The sequence below is a fragment of the Rhizobacter terrae genome, assembly GCF_003852895.1.
Classification (GTDB): Bacteria; Pseudomonadota; Gammaproteobacteria; order Burkholderiales; family Burkholderiaceae_C; genus Albitalea; species Albitalea terrae.
Map to the genome: position 1 here is coordinate 1,440,264 of NZ_QUSW01000001.1, position 20,109 is coordinate 1,460,372.

The window sequence follows — 20,109 nt, forward strand, 5'->3', positions numbered from 1 at the left end:
ATTCGGCGCGGATGTATTGGCGCATGAACCCTGCTCTCTTGAACGTCGCGTTCGCGCTCGTCACGACACAGGCACTGTGGGCCTGCGCGCTCCTTGTTTTCTGGCTGGCTCGGCATCGCAAAATGACTTGCCTGCCGTACCGTGGACCTCGGCGAAGACGAGCACCGCCCAGCTCGCACAGATCGGGGCCGGGCCATCATCGTGCCAAGGACGACTGGGTTGCACGCAAGGTGATCTACCTGGCCAGTCACCTGGGCAGTTGCCGCCAAGTGCAGGCGGCCTTCAATCGCGCTTACGGCTACTGCGAGACGGTGGGACACACCTTCGTGTGGGAGGTCATGCGCGACCATGCCGAAGAGATTCGGCAGTTGCGGCGCGAGCGCAAACGGCGCCGCCCTTCCTTCACCCCAGTTGGCCACACCTGGGCACTGGATCTGACCTTCATCCGCTCGCACTCTGGCTTGACCTTCACCGTGCTGGCGATCATTGATGCCGGTTCGCGCAAGCTCCTTGCACTCAAAGTGCTTCCGCGCAAATGCGCCTTCCAGTTGCTCGGGCATGTGCTGCTCGCCTGCAGCGAGCATGGGGTGCCCGAAATCATTCGCTCCGACAACGAGGCAATGTTCACCAGCCTGCCATGGCTCGCCGCGCTCAAGGCACGGGGAATTCGAAACAGGCCCTGCACGACGTTCGCTTCCAGACGGCCACGGCGCTGCAAAGTGCTCTGGATGCGTTCACGCGGTTCTACAACCTTGTTTGTCCGAGCCAAGCCTTGGCCTGCCTGACGCCGGAAGAGGCTTGGCAGGCGAGGACGATGGCCGATGTGCAACTCGCTCATGCCCAAGGGCGCTGCACAGCGCAAGTCGAGGCGTTGTTGATTGGGTTTCATGTCCGCTGTTAGCGCCATACTCGCTTCGATGTTTGAATACTCAGCGGTCGATGCGCTGTGGGCTGGCGCAGGGCAACGATTGCCTTTAAGGTCGAAATTGCTCAACAAATAGGCAGCCGGCGAATACCAAAGCCTCGCATTTGCGGATCCGCCGCGCCCAGGACCCGGGATCGACGACAGCCTCGTCAAGAAAAAACTCCCTCACGAGCAATGAGCGAGCAACGGCCACATGCGGACAGGAAAGGACTTATTTCAAAGGCCCACGGAACTCGCGGACACGCTGACACCGCAGTCAGATGCAGGCTATACCAATCCCGCGCGTTCAAGTAACCTCACGAACGCCTTCATCTGCTCGCTGGAATCCACGGCGCCATCCTTTTCACGATAAAACCTCCTCTGAATTTCACCACTTTCTTGGAAAATTCTTACATCCTCAAAAACAACCTCTCTAAGGTCACCGGGAAGCTCAAGGAATTTATCTACGCATCCCAACTTGGCAAATTCCCCCTCGAGCATAAGGGCGACGTCGCGCGAGCCAATCATTTGCGTCGACCATAGATCAACCAACTTATCAATATTTTCCTCAATTTCATTTGGCATTTGACACCTCATTAGCAATACTAACCCCACGGAATTTGAGCACAGCACTATCGCCATCTATGATGGCCTGATAGTGCCAATTGGTCTTTAACAAAGGGTTGTAGGCGCGTGTGGCGGCATACATTTGGTCACCGGTTAGAGTGGACGCAGCAGTTTCCCGCATAAATCTATTTATCTCGGACATCTCGTGCGCTACGGCATATATTGCTTGCTCGTCATGGGCAAGCAAGCCCGGACGGAGTTTGATAGGCATTTTCAATTCCCCATCAAACTTCGTCAACATCTTTTCATAGCTATATTTAATCCTCTTCGTTGCGTCATACGAAGCATCACCCCAGATTGCATCAAAATGCCCGCCTCTTTGTTCCACAAGTCTGTCGTAGGCGTCTTGAGATAGTTGTTGGAAGTGAATTTCATCGAAATCTGACGCCGCAAATCCAGCCTTTTCCATGAGAGCAGGGATCTCATCGACCGAGTTAATGGTTGCACCCGCAACTCCATAAATTTCTTCGTTCGCCCGGAGAGTCATGCCCGACACATACATCGGAGCCTTCCCTTCTTCAACGAGAAGATATGGGGTTCCTGGTTTGGAAAGTCCACGGCCTGTGACTGAAGCCGCGCCTTCAAATTCGATATTGGCAAACGCGTTGGATCGCAGTGCGCTGGCCTCTGCGCGATTGCCAATCCAGGTCACTGCATCGTCCAATAAGCCGTTGATCCCTCGAAGCGTGGCACGCCCCAACATCGGCCCCATCCCCATGACCTTCGGTCCGTAAACCGTTGCTGCGACCATTCCACCCGAAATCGTCATCTGAGCGGCACCGCGCCCCGCTCGCCCAAAGTCACCTTGCCCCAATCCCACTGCGGTCTCCACGGCTCCATTCAGGCCTAGGCCTGCTACCGCAAATGGCGCTGTTGCGCCCTCCAGCGTGCTAGTGACAAAAGCACCGGTAAATCCATATTGCTTCCCAAACTTGTAGAAGTCGGTTTGATAGACCGGATTGCCATGTCGAATACCAAGCTCATAGTTCCAGTGATCGACGGTGTCAGATGCAAACCGCTTGACGCCTTGCCACATCGGACTGAGCGCTTCAGACATCCCGTTCATGAAGCCCTCGTCAAACGTCTCCGAAGCACGCTTGCCAGTAATGTTCACCTGCGGGAATCGTTCAGTCCCTCCACCAGCCACCGTCCCAGGTGCGCTAACCAACTCATTAAACCCTGGTGCTACTACGCGGTAGTAAAGGTGGTTTTGCTCATCCATGAACGCAGAGGTCGTGGCTCCCAAGGGCAATGGTTCCCCCTTCGGATAGGCTCCAAAGACCGGCCTTAGTTTGCCCACCTGCGCAATACCAGCCCCCCGCAGAACAGTCTCGCCATTTGCACCAAGCCACAGAAGGCTTTGGCTCCACGTATCGCCTCCGATGTGGTTGCCCAGGCCATTGACCCGCAGAGGGTCCCCCACACCGCTCAGCCGGCTCACGCGATCTATCGCTGCATCGAGTTGCCCAGCTTCGGACGTTGGCACCTTTTGAGTCAGCCAGTCGAGGTTGTCGGGCTTCTTGATTGAGTCGTGGAAGCCCCACCACCGATCCGGATTGTCCGGTCCATCTGCGAAGTACCCCAGGATGCGCTCGCGCTCCATCGGACCAATCGGCCCAACCTCATCCGAAGACGTTGCGAGGTCGGCCAAGCTCTCACCCAACGCATTGCCGAACGCATCCGAAGCCACCTGCTGGATCGAGAAGCGACCTCCACGAAGTGCGGCGGTCGTGGTTCCAGCGGCAAGGCCAGTCAGCGTGGCCTTGCCAATCTGCTGCACCCTTGCGAACCAGTCCTGCTTGGCCTGATCGGTCGCGCCTTCGCCTTGCGCGTTGAGTTCCTGGGCGACAAGCCCGCCCACGGCCGCTCCCGCGCCGGCGGCCACCACGCCCTTCCAATTGAACTTCTTTTGCAGGCCCATCGTGACCGAGACCTGCTGCGTGATCGCGTTGCCAATGGCTTGTCTCACCACTTGGTTTGCAATCGGGCTGCTCTGGAAGACGTTGAGCCCCTGAAGGCCTCCGGCCACGCCGCCACTGATGGCCGCTTGGGCCACCTGCCCCCAGTCGAACTTGTCCTGCAGGTGCAACGCGACCCCAACGGCTTGGCTCGCCACAGCACCTGCCGTGGCGCCGATGAGTCCTCCTGCAATTTGCGCTCCGACTTGTGCACCTGCGAGATACGCCTCCGATGCACTTACGTAAGCAGCCAGCGCGTCACCGCCAGCCGCCGCCGCTTCAACGGCTGCCGCAGAACCCGCCTCCGCAGCGCCCGATGAGGCCAGCGCAGCAAAGGCTTCCGGCAGGCTCTCGGCGGTCGCTCCGTTGGTGATGACCGTCACCGCCACGGCAATCACCACCAGCAGCAAGGCGCCAAATCCACCGCAGTCGCCGCCATCTGGCGCCGGCAGATTCGGTGTGGTGTCACCCATCATGGTGCTGGCGTCGTAGGGGCGGAACGTCCCAGCATCGTTATGAGCCGAGATGCCTGAGCTGGGCAGAGTCAGCGTCTGCCCGATCCGCAGGTCAGCATTGCCCGCAATGCCGTTGGCCTGCGCGATCTTCCACCACAGGCTGGAGTCGCCGTAAGAATTGCTCGCAATGCTTTGCAGCGTGTCACCGGCCTGGACTTGATAGCTCCCAACGCTGGCTACCGGGAAGTTGCCATCGATCTTGCGGAAGTTCTGATCCAGGCTACCAATCTGCGCAAACCTCGGATTGCCATCCTCATCCCTGGGCGTGACCGCATCAATACCCACGCCGTACTGCCCGATCACCTCACCGTTGACCACCAGGTTGCGCAGCAGCTTGCCGTCTTGCACGGTCTGCAGCACCACACCGTTGACGTCGTTGATGAAGCTGCGGTCGTTGGCCGGCTTGGTGTCGTCCTTGATGCCCGTCAGCCGTCCGTTCTGGTCGTAGCTGTACGCCGTGTGCCCCGACTCGAAGGTGTCGCTGCTGCCGTTGATCTCCGCTTCCTTGTAGCCGTCGAACTTCTCGATGCGGTACACGTAGGTGTTGGTGTAGTCGTGGTCACCGTAGCCGTGCAGGCTGTAGCGCTGCAGGTTGCCCGCGTTGTCGTACAGGTCGTAGCTGATGTCGTACGGCACGTGGCCGTCGCTGTCCTGCACGTGCTGCGCTGCCAGCTGGCCGTGGCTGTCATAACGGTTCACGCGGTTGCGGAAGTTCACCTGGTCGCCCAGGATGCTCACGTACTGCGCGTTCAGCGTGCCCACACCCGGCCCCTCGTGCACCACGCGGCCTGCGCCGTCGTACTCGCGCGTCTCGGTGGTCACGCGATCGCCCCAGCCCGTCTCCGAGCGCTGGGTCGTCACCAGCCGTCCGAGGTTGTCGTAGGTGTAGAACTCGCTGTGGATGCCCTTGCCCTCGGCGTACGTCACTGGGTCGGTGGTGTAGTGCGCATCCACCCGATCCACATAGAACAGGCTGTAGCCGTCGCCGTCGAAGCTGCTCATCGAGTAGACGTAGTTGCGCCCGGTGCTGTAGTCGTAGCGCAAGTCCCCGGGGGCGATCACGCGCGGGTGGTAGTCCTCCCCGTCGCGCACCATGATCATGTCGCCCGTCTCCGGGTCGCGCCGGTACACCAGGTACCCGTCGAAATGCTCCACCCCGCCCGACTTCACAGCCACCTTGCCGTAGCTGGTGTCGCGGATGCGGTTGCCGTTGCTGTCGTACTCCAGCTCGTGGCCCTGGTCGTGGTTGACCGCCACGCGGTGGTAGTTGCCGTACGCGTCTTCCACGCTGCGTTCGGTGTACTCGGTCGATGCGTCACCGTACTCGCCGCTGCCGCCACCGTAGCTGTAGTAGTCCGGCAGCTCCACGCCCTCGGCGATCACCTCGCGGTTCTGTTCGTCGAACGCGCTCCAAGTGTTCTTCACCTGCTTGCTCACGCTCTGGCCGTCGTCGCTGATCTGCTGGTACTCGCTCCTGACGTGGATGCGGTTGCCCGCACGGTCGTAGTCGTAGTTCACCCGCAGGCCTGACAGCCCCGTCACCAGCCGCAGCCGGCCTTGCGCGTCGTAGGCCATGCGGTTGTCCTGGTACACCACTCCGCCTTGCTCCACCCGCTCGCTGAGCTTGTTGCCCGCCAGGTCGTAGGTCGTGCTGGTGGTGTTCACCACGTCCGTCTCGTGCATGCCCGCGATGGCGTTGCGCTTGGCCCGGTCGGTCGTGTAGTAGTGGTCGGCCGTCTCACCGTTGAGCAGCCGGTACAGCGCCGTGCTCGTGTCGTCGTCCACCGTGCCGATGTAGCCGATGGTGCCTTCCAGCGTCCAGCCGCTGGCCTGCGCGCTGAGCACCTCGGCCCAGGACGTGGTGTAGGCGCGATGCCCGCCCACCCTGAGCTGATACAGCGCCACGTGCGTGGCATCCGCCGCCGTCGCCACGTAGCCGATGACCCCTTCGTCGTGCGCCCCAGAGCTGATGAGGCTCGAGCGCTCCGCCGCATTGGTGGTCAGCATGTGCTGGCCGCCGGCCAGCATCAGCCGGTACAGCGCCGTGTAGCCTGCCGCAGCACTCGTGCGCAGGAACCCGGTGATGCCTTCGTCTCGCCATCCCTCGCCGCCGCCGTAGGTGGTCGTGCGCGTGAGCGTCTGCGTGCGAACGAGCTGGCCTGCTCCGTCGTAGGTGTTGGTGATGCTCTGCCCGCGCGTGTTCGTCTGCGTCAGCAGTTCGCCGGTGCCGTTGTACGTGTAGCTGTACTGCGCCCCGCCGATGTCGGTGTGCGCCACCCCTGCCGCAAAGCGGCCGAAGTAGTCGTACTTCCAGGTCTGCGTGGTGCCGTTCGCGTCGGTCTCGCTGACCTTGCGGTTTTGCGTGTCGAAGCTGGCGGTCGTCGTGTGGCCCAGGCTGGTAGTGCTCACCACGTTGCCTTGCAGGTCGTACGTGTAGCTGGTCACCTCGCCGTTGGCGTTGGTGCTGCGGAACTTGCGGCCCAGTTCGTCGTACTCGTTGCTCTCCGTGGGCGTCCAATCGGCCGCCTGGGTCAGCGTGTTGTCGGCGTTGACCGTGTAGCGCTTGGCCTGCACCGTGCCGTAGTAGCCGGTGGACAGGTGCTTGACCGTCTTCAACCGCCCCACGTCGTCGTACTCGTACAGCGTCGTGTTGCCCAGCGTGTCCACGCTCTGCACCTTCTCACCGTAGGCGTCGTACGCATTCAGCGTGGCGTTGCTCCAGCCCTGCCGCTCGGCCGCCACGTTGCCGCCCTGATCGATGCTGCGGTAGCTGTAGTTTCCCCGCGCATCAATGCTGATCACCAGGTTGCCCAGCGCGTCGTACAGCATGCGCGCGCTCTCGCGGTAGTCCGTGTTGCCGTCAGGCGTCGTCTTGTTCTGCTGGATGACGCGGTTGCCCCAGTCGTACTTGTACGTCGTCTGCCAGTAGCCGCTGCGCGGGTCCGTCACGCTCAGCACGTTGCCCCAGCGGTCGAAGGTCTGCTTCACCAATGGCCGCTCGGTCGTGTCGCGCGGCGCGGTGATCGTCAGCGCCGCGTCGTTGCTGCCGCCTTCGCTGATGGCCCGGCTGCCCAGCACCGTGGTGGTGGACGCGCTGTACGTCGCCGGCACCCCGGGGATGGTGTGGCCCGGCGTGTAGGCCGGCGTGTGGTCCGTGTACGCCAGCGCCGTGCTGGACGTCACGGCATCGGGCGTCGGCACCCACACCGATTGAACTTCGGTGTGCGTCTCGTAGTGCGTCACCGGCACCGCACGCACGTTCTCGTAGATGGGCATGCTGTCGATGTTGAAGCCCACGAAGTCGCCGGTGTAGCCCTCCCCAAAGACCCACAGCAGATTCTCTTCGTGGCCCACCACCACCGGCGCCGTGTAGCCGCTGAGCTGGCCGAACTCGTCGTACTCCGCGAAGTGGCTCGGGTCCTCCGGCATCACCGTCACCGGCACCGTCACGTTCACCGTCTGGTTCTCGTAGTGCCCGGGCACCCACACGCTCACCACCTCAGCGTGGGTTTCGTTGCGCGTGAACGGCACGGCGTGAACGTTGGTGTAGCGCGCCAGGCCGTCCAAGCCGGTGCCCGCATAGTCCCCGGCGTAGCCTTCACCGAAGATCCAGTAGCCGTTGTAGTCGACGCCCACCACCACCGGGGCCGTGTACGACGACACCTGCCCGTACTCGTCGAGCACTGCAAAGTGGCTCGGGTCCTCGGGCGTGACCGTCACCGGCACGGTGACGTAGACCGTCCGGTCTTCGTATCGCCCTTCCACGGGTGCGGCGCTTCCTGCAGTGACCACCAGCCGGCCCGCACTCAGGCCACTGAGCGGCCACGCCGGCCCGCTGAAAGTCAGCCGGGTGTCGTACTCGCCGACGGCCAGCGAGCTGAGGTCCACGCGCTGGCCGCGTGACACGCCGTCCACGATGTCTGCCACCACCGGCAGCGTGCGGGTGATGCCATCGGCCACCCCGCGCACCTGGAACGTCGCCACCGTGCCCGCCGCCGGCTGCGCCCAGCGCAACACCGGCTGGTAGGTCGCGCCCACCACATGGCCGGACGAATCCACTTCGTACACCGGGTGATGCGACGCGTCATAGCCGATGATGTGGCCGCCCACCTGCACCGTGCCCGTCTGCAGCGGCGCCGCAATGGCCGGTGCCTCGCCCACCGGCGGCACGTAGACCGGCGGCTTGCTGGGCGTGATGTGCACCGTGCCGGTGGCGTGCGCGTACGGCGTGCTCTCGCCGTCCACCTCGAACAGCAGCTCGTATTCGAAGTCGCCGTCGCCCTGCCAGTAGAGGTCTGCCCCCGACAGGCCCGAACCCACGGATTGGATGCTCAGCCCGCTCCATGACGACTCGCCCACGCGGCGGATATGGAAGCGCTCGTGCACACCCGCGGTGGGTGTCGCCCACCGCAGCATGCTGGACGTGCTGGTGGCAAACGACGGTGCGCTGCTGATCGACGCCAAGGGCGGTGCGCTGATGAGCCACTGGCCGCTGCTCTTGCTGGTGACACCAGCATCGGCGGCACCACGGGAGTCCAGCTCGTACTCGTAGGTGCCTGCGGACAGCCCGCTGGTGTTCACATACAGCGAATCACCGAAGTCGATGACCTGGGCTTGCACATGGTTGTTGTACCGCGTGGTCGACGTCCAGTTCGTGTCGCCCACCTTTCGGTAGCGCAGTTGCATCACAGACTCGAACTCGCTGGACGGCGAGTAGCCGATGGACATGTCCGCTGGCTTGGCCACGAGCACGTGGCGGCCGATCGGTGCCGCCGAGCCGTTGTCGGCCATCAGCTGCCAGTCGCCGGCAGCGTCCTGCTTGTAGACGCGCACGCGGGTGATGGCGCTGATGCCGCCTTCGATGTCGGTGGGTGCGGTGGCGAGGGTTTCATCCCAAGTGACGGTGGCGCCGGTGTCGGCTCCGGGCACGATGGCGGTGCGCGTGCGCGGCAAGGCACCAACGGTCTTGTACCCGTCGAGCACCCAGTTGTCCAAGCCCTCTTCCCTGTACACCGGTACGCTCTTGGTGCTGGTCAGGTAGTCGAACTCGACCTTCACCAAGCCGTTGCCCAGGCCGGCCAGGCTGCCCCAGCTCATCGTGACGCTGTTCTGGCCCAGCCAGGTGAGTTGCGGATTGCCGGTGCCGTCGAGCGTCTCGGTCGGCGTGACGGTCGAATTGATCGCCGAGCCGGTGATGCCATTGCTCACCGCCACTTCCGTCTGCCCCGACACACTGTTCGTGGCACGTTCGGCCTCGACGCGTTCCGTCGCGCGGCCCAGCGCGTCATAGCGCGACTCCACGCGGCGCGTGCCGCCCAGCGCATCCGCCTGCGATGCATCGCCCAGCGCGCGGATGGCGCCCACGGTGCTGCTGCGGATCTCGGCGGTGAGGTGGCCTTGCTGGTCGTACAGCATGGCGCGGTCCACGCCATCGCCTTCGTTGGTCTGCCACAGGTTGCCCGCCGCGTCGTAGCGGAAGTATTCCTGCTGAACGCCGTTCACGCTGCGCGAGGTGACTTCACCGAAGGCGTTGTAGGCCTGCTGGTGCTCCACCACCGGCTGCCCCACGGTGCCGGGCTGGATGGTGTCGACCACCTGGCCCAGCGCGTCGTATCGCGTGACGGTGAAGCTGGTCTGCACGGTGCGGCCGTCAGTGCTGGTCACGCCTGCCCACTGCTTGGCCAGGCGGCCCGCCGCGTCGTAGGACGCGTACTGCGTGTGCTGCTGGGCGTCGGTCGTCTGGATGGCGTGGCCGTGCTTGTCGTAGGCCGTGTAGGTACGCCGGCCTTCGGGGCGGATGCTGGTGTCGTTTGCCGCATAGCCGCTGTCGTTGGCCCAGGCCGCGCCCTGCTTGTAGTCGATCTTGAGCAGCACGTTGCCATAGGCGTCGCGGCGGAACTCGGTCAGCGGGGTCACGCTCGACCAGTCGATCTGGTTGCTGCGCTGCGGTGCGGCCACCGCGGTGACGCGGCCCAGCGCGTCGTAGTACGAGTAGGTGGTGCCGCCGTTGGCATCGGTCGTGCGCGTGAGGTTGCCCACGGCGTCGTAGCCGTAGAAGGTCTCGACCCTGCCGTAGCCCTCGGTGGCGCCGGTGCCGTAGGCCACACCGAAGGTCAGGCCGTCGCGGTACTCGTGGACCTTGCGGTTGAGCAGGTCGTACTCGTAATGCACCGTGCGATCGTTGCTCGACGTGCTGCCCGGGGTGAAGCCGTCCACCGACCAACTGGCGGCGGCCTCGGCAAACTCCGTCACGGCGACGAGATTGCCGGCACGGTCGTAGTCCTTGGTGGTCAGGTAACCCAGGCCGTCCACCGTGGCGGTCTCGCGGCCGAGCGCGTCGTAGTAGTGGCTGACGCCCACCCACTCGCCGGAAGCCACGGTGCCGGTGCGCAGGCTTTCCTGCGTCTGCAGTTCGCCAAAGGCGTTGTAGCTCATGCGCGTGGCCTTGGACGACATGCGTCCGACCCCTTGCTCGCCAGTGACGCCTTCGTACACCCAGGTCTGCGGCTCCTCGACCAGCACGGTGCGGCCCAATCGGTCGTAGTGGCTGGTGACGATGCGGTCGTCCGTGTGGCTCACGCTGGCCAGCACGGTCTCCACTGCGGCGATGTCGGGCGCCGAGGCGCCGCGCGAACCCATCGAGGTCGCGGCGGCATAGCGGTCGAGCTGCGTCACATCGCCGAAGGTGTCGCGCGTATAGCCGGTGACGTAGCCTGCGGCATCGACGTCGTAGCGCACCTCGCCGGCCTTGTCGTAGGCCTTGTAGCTCCAGTTGCCCGACACGTCGCGGTTGGCCACGGCCTGGCCGAAGACGTCGTAGACCGTCTGGGTGTACAGCGACACCTCGGTGGCGGCGTACTCCGTGCGCGCAGCCAGCCCGCCGGTGGACAGTGCGTCGGCGGAGGCCCTGTAGACGGCCACCTGCGGGTAGTCCACACGCACCTGGTGGCCCAGCTTGTCGTAGGAATAGCTCGTGGTGCGCTGCTCGCCGGGGCGGCCCTGCGCCTCGGTGCGCGTCTTCAGGTTGCCGAAGGCATCGTAGGTGTAGGCGGTGACGATGCTCTCGTGGTAGTTGATGCCGTCCGTCAGCGTGCCATCCACGAGGGTGAGCAGCGTGAACAGGTCGACCTGCGGCGAGATTTCGCGGGCCAGCTTGCCGTTGGCGTCGTACTCGTAGTTCCAGACGGCGCGGTTCTTGTTGGTGAACTTGACCTTGTTGCCCAGGCCGTCGTATTCGTACTCCTCGACACCGCCCATCGCGTCGGTGTGCTTCTTCAGGTAGCCACAGGCGTCGTAGTCGAAGGTGTCGACACGGTCGGGTCCGGCGTCAGCAGCGTTGGCCAACGCGGTGTGGACCGCCTCGGCACTGGTGGCCAGCGCCGGGTCGATGCCTCGGGCGTACACCGTGCTCCTGGCCACGCGGCCCACGCCGTCGTACTCGCTGCCCTTGACGCTGCCCGTCGCGTCGACGGTGAAGACGAGGCGGTTGGCCGCGTCGTAGGCCATGCGGGTGTGGCGGTTCCGGCCGTCGTCCGGTGCATTGACCAAGGTGGTCAGGTCCGAGTTGTCCCGAGTGACGACGGTGGTGTTGTCCAGCGCAAGCTGGCCCACGTAGGACACCGTCTGGACGACGTTGCCGTGCGCGTCGTACTTCATCTCGCTGACGGCGCCATCCGGGCCGATGGAGAACACCTGGCGATTCGCCTTGTCGAACACCGCGCGGGTGGTGCGGTCGGCATCGGTGTGGAGGATGCCGTTGAGCGCCGCGAGGGTGATGGGCGTTCCACCCGGCACCTTGTTGGCGTAGGCCGACTGCAGCACCACGTTGCCGTTGTTGTCGTAGCTGCGCTTGACCAGCGCGCCATCGGCCGCGACGGTGTACACGCAGCGGTCGGCCGCGTCGTAGACCATCTGCGTCACGCGATCATGGGCAGCATCCACCCTGACGGACGCGGGGTCCACGCCGGCACCGATGGTCGTCGCGTAGTCGGTGCGGCGAACGAGGTTGCCGTCGCTGTCGTACTCGAAGTGGGTCACGGCACCCATGCCGTCCACCGAATAGCTCAGGCGCCCGGCCTTGTCGTACTGGTAGCGCTGGGTGATGTTGTCCGGGTTGTCGGCCACGCCTGCGGCGGCGGCATCGAGCAGGCTTTGCGTGAGCCCGGTGTTCGGATCGATGCGCGTGGCATAGGCCGTGCGCTCGATGACGTTGCCGTTGCCGTCGAACTTCTGCTGCACGAGGCCGCCGGTGCCGTCCACGCTGTAGACGGCGCGGTCGAGCGCGTCGTAGAAGCGGCGGTTCACGACGTCGTGCGCAGGATCACGCACCGGCACGGGCTCCCACGAGGCATCCGTGAGGTTCACCGATGCAAGCTTGGTGGCATAGCCGATCTGCTCGGACACATTGCCGCTGGCGTCGTAGCGCAGTTCGGTCACGTCGCCACCGCCGTTGACGGTGTAGCGCAGGCGGCCGTCGCGGTCGTAGCTGCGCAGCTCGACCAGGTCGTGGGCCGGGTCGAACTGCAGCAGGGCCGCCACTTCGTCGGGGCTGATCCGGTCGCCGAGGGTGGACACGTCCACCGTCGCAGCCAGTCTGCCGCTGAGGCGCACGCGGCCCTCGGCGTCGTATACCGTGCCGGTGACCCGGCCGGTGGGGTCGATGGTCGCCACGAGGCGGTTGTCGCCGTCGTAGGCGTAGTGCGTGACGTGGCCGTTCTCGTCCGTCGACGTCAGGACGTTGCCGTTGCCGTCGTAGGTGTAGCTGCGCGTGAGGTTGAGGGCGCCCACGCCGTCCGGATCCACGTGCTCTTCCTTGCGGCGGCCGAGGCCGTCGTACACGTAGCGCGTGACCGTGCCGCCTGGCGAGGTGACCTTGAGCACGTTGCCGTGCGGGTCGTAGTCGTAGGTCGTGGCCAGGTTGAGCCCGCCCACGTCCACCGTCTTCATGAACACCAGTCCGCCATCGGTGTACTTGAACTCCGTGCGCACGTTGTTCGGGTCGACGATGGCGGTCTGCTCGCCCTTGGCGTCGTACTCGTAGGAGGTCTTGAGCTTCAGGCCGCCGTTGTCCACGACCCGCGTGAGCACACGGTTGGCGGCGTCGTAGGTGTAGTCGACCTTGTTGCCGTTGGCGTCGGTGGTCTGCGTCAGGCGGCCCGCGTGGTCGTAGCTGCTGCCCGTGGTGGTCAGCGGCGTCGCGGTGCCGGTGAGTGCGCCGTTCTTGTCGTAGCTGTAGGTGGTGGTGTTGCCGCGGGCATCGGTGACGGTCTGCACCTGGCCTTCGCGGTTGCGCACGGTGGTGACGCTCACGCCTTCGGCCGTGGTCACGGTGGTGCTGCGGGCGGCGTCGTCGTAAGCGTAGGTGGTGGTGTTGCCGGTCGCGTCGGTCTGGGTGTGGACGCGGCTGAAGGCGTCGTAGGTGGTGACGCGGGTGGCGTTCAGCGGGTCGGTGGTGGCGATGACTCGGCCCAGGCGGTCGTAGGTGACGGTGCTCTGGTTGCCATTGCCATCGGAGGTGTAGTTGGCACGGCCAAAGGCGTCGTAGCCAATGAACGATCCGGTGGACGCTCCGGGCGAGCTGTGATCCATGTAGTTGGCGAGACCGCGCCGGTCGTAGCCATGCTGGATCACTTCCTGGCCAGGTACCGTGCTCTCGGCGGATGTCAGCTCGCGGGTTTCTTGGCTGAGTTCACCGAAGCTGTCGTAGGCATAGGCCCAGTCCGCTCCCAGCGCATCCACCTTGCGCGACACCTGCCCGAGCACGTTGTACTCATAGCTGGTGACGGAGTTGGGGCCTGCCGCCACCACCGGATCGACCATTGCATGAAAGGCCGCATCGGCGATGCCGCCCTTGACCGCCGCCAGCTGCGCCGCGGTCAGCCGCTTGCCGGCCGCCACCTGGGACGTGAGCTGTCCCAGCGAGTTGTAGTTGCGCACAGCGATCTCGCCGGCGGCATTGATGGTGTGGGTGAGTTGGCCCGCGCCGTCGTAGACGTAAAGCGTCTTCAGGCCATTCGGATCGGTCTCGCTGGTGAGCCGGCCCGCAGCGTCATAGGCATAGCTGGTGCCGTACTGCGCCCAGATGGTGTTGATCTGCGCCGTGGTGAGCGTGCCCGTGAGCAGCGCCCCGCCTTCGGCGGACAGGCGTGCCGTCACGCGGCCCTGGATGTCGTAGCGCACGTTGAGCATGCGCACGTCGGCCGTGCCGGCCGCCACCGTGGTCTTGGTGAGGTTGCCGACCTTGTCGTACACGAACTGCGTCACCGTGCCCGAGGTGTCGGTCTGCTGGATGACGCGGTTGTCCAGGTCGTAGCCGTAGGTGGTGGACTGGTCGGCCGGCGAAGACGCCGGGCGCAGCGCCAGCAGGGTCTTGGCGGTGTCCAGGTCGGCGCTGACCGGCGTGGCGTAGCGGATGACCTGCTGCAGGTTGCCGTCCAGGTCGTAGATGCTCTCGGTGAGGTATCCCTCGGCATCCACGATGCCCACCACCTGCCCGCGGGCGTTGTAGATGTTGTGGGTGCGCTGGTCGGCACCCGCCAGCGTGTTCGACTGGGTGCTGGCAGCCACCAGCACATAGAAGCTGCGCGATGAGGTCGCGCCCGACGGGTCGGAGGCGCTGACGTTGAGTTGCAGCACGCCGGCATCGGCATCGCCCGGGATGCCCATGAGCGTGTGAGTCGACGCGTCGAAGCGCAGCCACGCCGGCAGGGGCTCGCCGGTCCCTGCCGTGACGCGGTATTGCAGCGGCTCTCCGGTGAGTTCCGTGAACGCGGGCACCGTGTAGTTGAAGACCTGGCCGGCCGACGCGTTCTGGTTCGGCATGGCGGTAGGCACCACCGGCTGACGCTCCACGCTCAGGGTGAAGGTGGTGGACACCTTGGCGCCGAAGTTGTCGGTGGCCGTCACGGTCAACACGAGCGGGCCTGCCGCTGTGGACGGCGGTGTACCGCTGAAGGTGCCGGTGGCTGCGTCGAAGCTGAGCCACGTGGGCAACGCGGCGCCGGTCGAACGCTTGGCGCTCAGGGTGATGGTGTTGCCCACGTCCGGGTCGCGGAACGTGACCGGGGGCACCTGGAAGCGGTAGGCCGTGCCCACGGGGACGGACTGGTTGGCAAGGGGCACCACCACCATCGGCGTGCTGTTGACGGTGAGCGTGAAGCTGCCCGTCACAGCCGCACCCAGCGCATCGGTGGAGGTGATGTAGAGCGTGTACACGCCGGCATCGGCCTGCGTGGGCGTGCCGGTGAAGCGCCGCGTGGCCGGGTCGAAGTTGATCCAGCTGGGCAGGCCCACCGGACGGTACACACGCGTGTCGCCGTCGGCATCAGGGAAGGTGGGCGAGGTGTAGGTCCAGGCAGTGCCGACCGTGGCCTTCTGCGCCACCAGGGTGGGCACGGTGGGCGCCGCATTGACGCGCAGCGAGAAGACGTTGCTCGCCGCCAGGCCCTTGCCGTCGGTGGCACGCAAGTCGATGGACAGGGTGCCCAGGTCTGTTGCACCCGCGGTGCCGGAGAAGGTGCGCGTCGCGGGGTTGAAGGACAGCCAGGCCGGCAGGGCCGCACCGCCGGAGAGCGTCGCGCTGTAGGTCAGCGAATCGCCGGCATCGGAATCACTGAAGGCGCCTGCGGGAACGGTGTACGAGAAGGCCAGGCCTTGCGTCGCCACCTGCAAGGCCACGCCGAGGTTGACCTGCGGGCGGTGGTCGCCCACGTTGACGGTGAGCTTGGCGCTGGCGATGCGGCCGAGCGGGTCGGCGGCATTGATGGTGATGACGGCGTCGTTGCCCAGGTCCGTCGCCGAGGGCGTGCCGCTGAAGGTGCGGGTGGTGGCGTTGAAGCTCATCCACGCCGGCATGCCGCTGGCGGTATAGGTCAGCGTATCGCCGTCGACATCGACAAAGGCGCCGGTGGGCACGGTGTAGCTGAAGGCCGCGCCCGTGGGCGCGAACACGCTGCCCAGCAGCGGGTCGGCCGCATAGGGCACGCCGTTGCCGGTGCTGGCCACCACGCGCAAGGTGATGTCGGCGTACTTGGATCCACCTTGGGCGTCGGTCGCGGTGATGCGCACGGTGACCGTGCTGGCCGCCGTCGGCGTGCCGGAGAAGCTGCGCGTCGCCGGGTTGAAGCTCAGCCATGCGGGCAGCGCGGCACCGGAACTCAGCGTCGCGGTGTAGCTGAGCGTGTCGGTGGTGTCGGGGTCGACGAAAGCGCTGGCCGGCAGCGTGTAGTTCCACGCCTTGCCGGCCTTCAGGCCGTAGCTCAGGCCCGAGATGTTGGTGGTGGGCAGCGTGTCGACATTGATCGTGAACACGCTGGCCGCCGTCTGGCCGAAGCGGTCGGTCGCAGTGACCTTGACCGACAACAACCCGGCGTCGCTGTACTGCGGCATGCCGCTGAAGCTGCCGACGGTGGGCTCGAAAGCTAGCCACGACGGCAGCGGTGCGCCGCTGGCCAGGGTGGCGGAGTAGCTGAGCCAGTCACCGGCGGTTTCCGAGAAGGCGGTGGCCGGCAGCTTGAAGCTGAACTGCGCGCGCGGGCGAGCCGTCTGCGCCGTGATGGGCGTGGCCGCAACGGGCGCGGCATTGACGGTGAGGCTGAACGATGCCGAGACTTGCGCGCCCGCCAGGTCCATGGCGGTCACGCTGACCTGCACCACACCGGCATCCGCCGCGGTGGGCGTGCCGGAGAAGGTCCGCGTCGCGGCATCGAAGCTCAGCCAGGAAGGCAGCGGCGAGCCGTCGGTGCGCGTGGCGAAGAAGGTCAGCAGGTCGGCGGCGTCCGGGTCGGCGAAGCTTGCCGCGGGCACGCTGGCGCTGAAGGCGGAGCCGGCCTGGACCACGCGGTCCACGAGCGGAGCGACCACGACCGGCAGGCTGTTGACGACGAGGTTGAAGGTGGCCGAGGTCGCCGCACCGGCAATGTCGGTGCCGGTCACACGCAAGGCGATGCTGCTGCCCATGCCCAGCGGCGGTGTGCCGCTGAAGCTGCGCAGATTCGCATCGAAGCTCAGCCACGACGGCAGGGCCGATCCATCGGCCAGGGTGGCGCTGTAGCTCAGGTTGTCGCCTGCGTCGGCATCGGTGAATGCCGGGGCGGTGAAGGACCAGTAGCCACCGCCGATCGCACTCTGGTTGGCGATGGCCACGGCCGCCGGCGGCGTGTTCACGCGCACGGCGAAGTTCGTCACGGCATGCGCGCCCGTGTCGTTCGTGGCGGTGATGCGCACCGACAGCAGGCCGGAGGCCGTGGCGGGCGGCGTGCCCGCCAGCGTGCGCGTGGCCGGGTCGTACACCAGCCAATCGGGCAAGGCGCTGCCATCGGCCAGCGAAACGGCATAGCTGATCTCGCCGCCGTCGGCGAGGTCGGTGAACACGTCGGCATCGAGCACCAGGCTCAGGGCCGAGCCCACCTGCACGGTCTGGTCGGCCACGGGCTTGGTCAGCACGAGGGAGACGTTGGCATCCCTGGAGGCGTAGCGCACCTGGTCCACCAGGCGGCCGGCGGCGTCATAGCGGAACTCCGTCAGGTAGTTCTCGCCATCGATGCTGGTGCGCAGCAGGCCGTCGCGATCGTAGAAGTTGCGGGTGACGCGGTTGTACTTGCCACGCAAGGGCTGGATGTCATCGGGCGACACCGAATCGCCGAACGCGGACACATCCACCGTGTGCTCGTAGTCGATACTCGCCACGACGCGCGACGCGCCGTCGTACTGGGTCTGCGTGACGCCGCCCTTCGCATCCACCACCTTCACCAGGCGGTCTGCCGCGTCGTAGGCGCGCCAGGTCTTGTCATCGAGTGCAGAAGCCAACGGCCGGATGGCAGCCAGCGCCGGATTGGCGGGCGCACCGGTGCCATCGACCAGCAGCGACAGGTTGACCGGGTTGGCATAGCCGATGCTGAGCGTCAGCAGATTGCTGGCGTTGTAGCGGTACTCGGTGAGATGGCCGGAAGCATCGATGTCCGCAGCCTTGCGCCCGACGCTGTCGTACAGCGCCCAGCTGCGCACGCCGGTCGGGTCCTGCGTCATCAGCAGGCGGTTGTCGGCGTCGTAGAAGTAGCGCGTCGTGCCCAGGGCCACGCCCTTGTTCGATTGCACGACCGACGACAGTCGGCCCGCATTGTCGAAGCTGCTGATGGTGACCAGGCCACTGGCCAGCGTGACCGTGGTCCTGTTGCCGACGTCGTCGTAGGTGGTCGTCGTGGTGTTGCCCAGCGCATCGCGCGCCGTGAGCACGCGGCCCATGCCGTCGTAGGTGAAGCGCGTCGTGGCGGCCTTGGCCGACACCGTCTTGAGCAAGGCCCCTGATTGGTCGTAGACGTACTGCGTGACGGACTGGTTGCCGTCCAGCACGCCGGCGCCGGTCGCATCGGTCGAAGCGTACGAGGTGCTGCGGGCGAGTTGGCCCCGGTGGTCGTAGCTCATGTCCGAACGGACCACGGCCGTGCCGTCTTGCGCGGCTGCCCAGGTCGCCATGGCCGATTCCGTCGGAACGGCCGTCGCGGCCAAACCGCTGACCGGGTAGGCCTGCGCACCATAGGCGATGCTGGCCGTGCGGTTGCCCTTGGCGTCGTACCGGTATTCGGTCACCCGGCCTTCGGCACTGATCGAGAAACGCAGCTGGTTCTTGCCAGCCGCGTCATACACATGCCGCGTCGTCAGCGGGTCGCGCGCCGCATCGGCGCCAGACGCAGCGGTCGCGAACACCGTCTCGGTGAGCAGCTGATTGCGAGCGTCATACGTGCGGGACACGGCGTTGCCAGCCGAGTCCTGCTGGGACACCTGGTTGCCCTGCGCGTCGTAGCCCATGGTGACGAAGGTGCCGTCGGCATGGTCCACCCGCACCAGATGGCCTGCTTCGCCATAGGCAAACTGCGTGGCACCGGCCGCATTCTCGATGCGGATCAACTGCCCGTCGGCGTCATACCCGAACACGGTGACCTGCCCGACCGGATCCACCACCGTCGTGCGGCGTGCCGCGGTGTCATAGGTGTAGGTGGTGAGGTGCCCTTGCGCATCGGCCACGCTGGCCACGCGGTATTCGCTGCCCACCAGCACATACTCGATGTGCAGCAGGGTGCCATCGTCTTGCGTGATGGTGGAGATGCGGCGGCTCGTGCCTTCGTAGGTGTACCCGGTGTGGTAGACCTTGCCGTCGCTCACGTCGTTGTCCGTCGGGCTCAGGTCCACGGTCACGCCATTGAGTCGATTCTGCGCGTCGTAGCTGTAGCGCACCCGCGTCAGGGTGGTGGCCGCAGCCCCGGTGCCGTAGGCGGTGCGGACCTGGGTCAGGTTGCTGCCGGTGTAGTCGAAGAAGACGGTCTCGCCCGAGGCATCGGCAATGCTGGCGATCTGGCCGGCCGCGTCGTAGCTGTAGCTCAGGCTGTTGCCGGTGGTGTCGGTGGTGGACAGCAGGCGCCCGCTGCCGGTGGCGTCGTAGACCTGCCGCAGGCCGGTGTTGCCATCGGTCCAGGTGAACTGGGTGGCCGACCAGGTGATCTTGTCGTGGGCCCCGGCGCCATTGACGTTGACGTAAGCCGACAGGGACGCATCGAAGGCATACGTGGCCTGGGCACCGTCCTGGTCGGTGCGCACGATCTGGCTGCCGGCCGCGCCCAGCGTGCCGACCACCGAGATCTGCTGGCGGTAGATGCCTTCGGCCCAGTTGTCGGCGTTGTCGTCATCCAGCCGGCCCTGGCTGTTGTAGGTGCGCAAGGCCGTGACACCGAGGCCCACGCCCACCAGGCGCTCGTCCTGGTCTTGCACGACCAGGTTGCCGTTGGCCACGTTGACGTAGGCCTGCTCGCCGTTGCGCCCCTGCCCCGCCGACCCCACCCCCCCCTGGTTGCCCAGGGTCACCAAGGAGGTGAGGCTCAAGCCCAGGCTGTTTCCGCTGACGATCGCGACCATGAAATTCCTCTGCGAATGCTGCTGTGTTCTTGCTTGTGGCTGCCGACGGGAAAGTCCCATCGGGGCTGTACGGCAATACGTCAGCGGAATTTCCGGTTGGTTTAGGCGCGACCCCTTGTTTCAGTGGGTTGATCGTGAATACGCCTCGAACTGCGGCAAAAGGGATGGCAACGCGTGCACTGCGTCACGCCCAGTCCCG

General features: G+C 65.5%; 3 protein-coding genes. 1 reads left to right on the top strand and 2 read right to left on the bottom strand.

The window, feature by feature from the left end; translation table 11 throughout:
* Nucleotides 1-23 precede the first annotated feature (23 nt).
* Complete coding sequence (locus DZC73_RS06705; RefSeq protein ID WP_161974485.1) at nucleotides 24-785, top strand: DDE-type integrase/transposase/recombinase; 762 nt, start codon at nucleotides 24-26, stop codon at nucleotides 783-785.
* A gap of 407 nt (nucleotides 786-1,192) precedes the next feature.
* On the opposite strand, the gene DZC73_RS06710 is transcribed toward DZC73_RS06705, so the two are convergent.
* Together DZC73_RS06710 and DZC73_RS06715 are read right to left on the bottom strand one after the other, a co-directional pair.
* A complete protein-coding gene (locus tag DZC73_RS06710) occupies nucleotides 1,193-1,489 on the bottom strand; it encodes a hypothetical protein (RefSeq protein WP_124539374.1) in 297 nt (98 codons plus the stop codon).
* Nucleotides 1,479-19,910 carry a putative Ig domain-containing protein gene (locus DZC73_RS06715; RefSeq protein ID WP_124539375.1) on the bottom strand — a complete coding sequence of 6,144 codons (18,432 nt, stop codon included), beginning with the start codon at nucleotides 19,908-19,910 and terminating at the stop codon, nucleotides 1,479-1,481. The genes DZC73_RS06710 and DZC73_RS06715 overlap by 11 nt, the downstream gene beginning before the upstream one ends.
* Nucleotides 19,911-20,109: the final 199 nt, after the last annotated feature.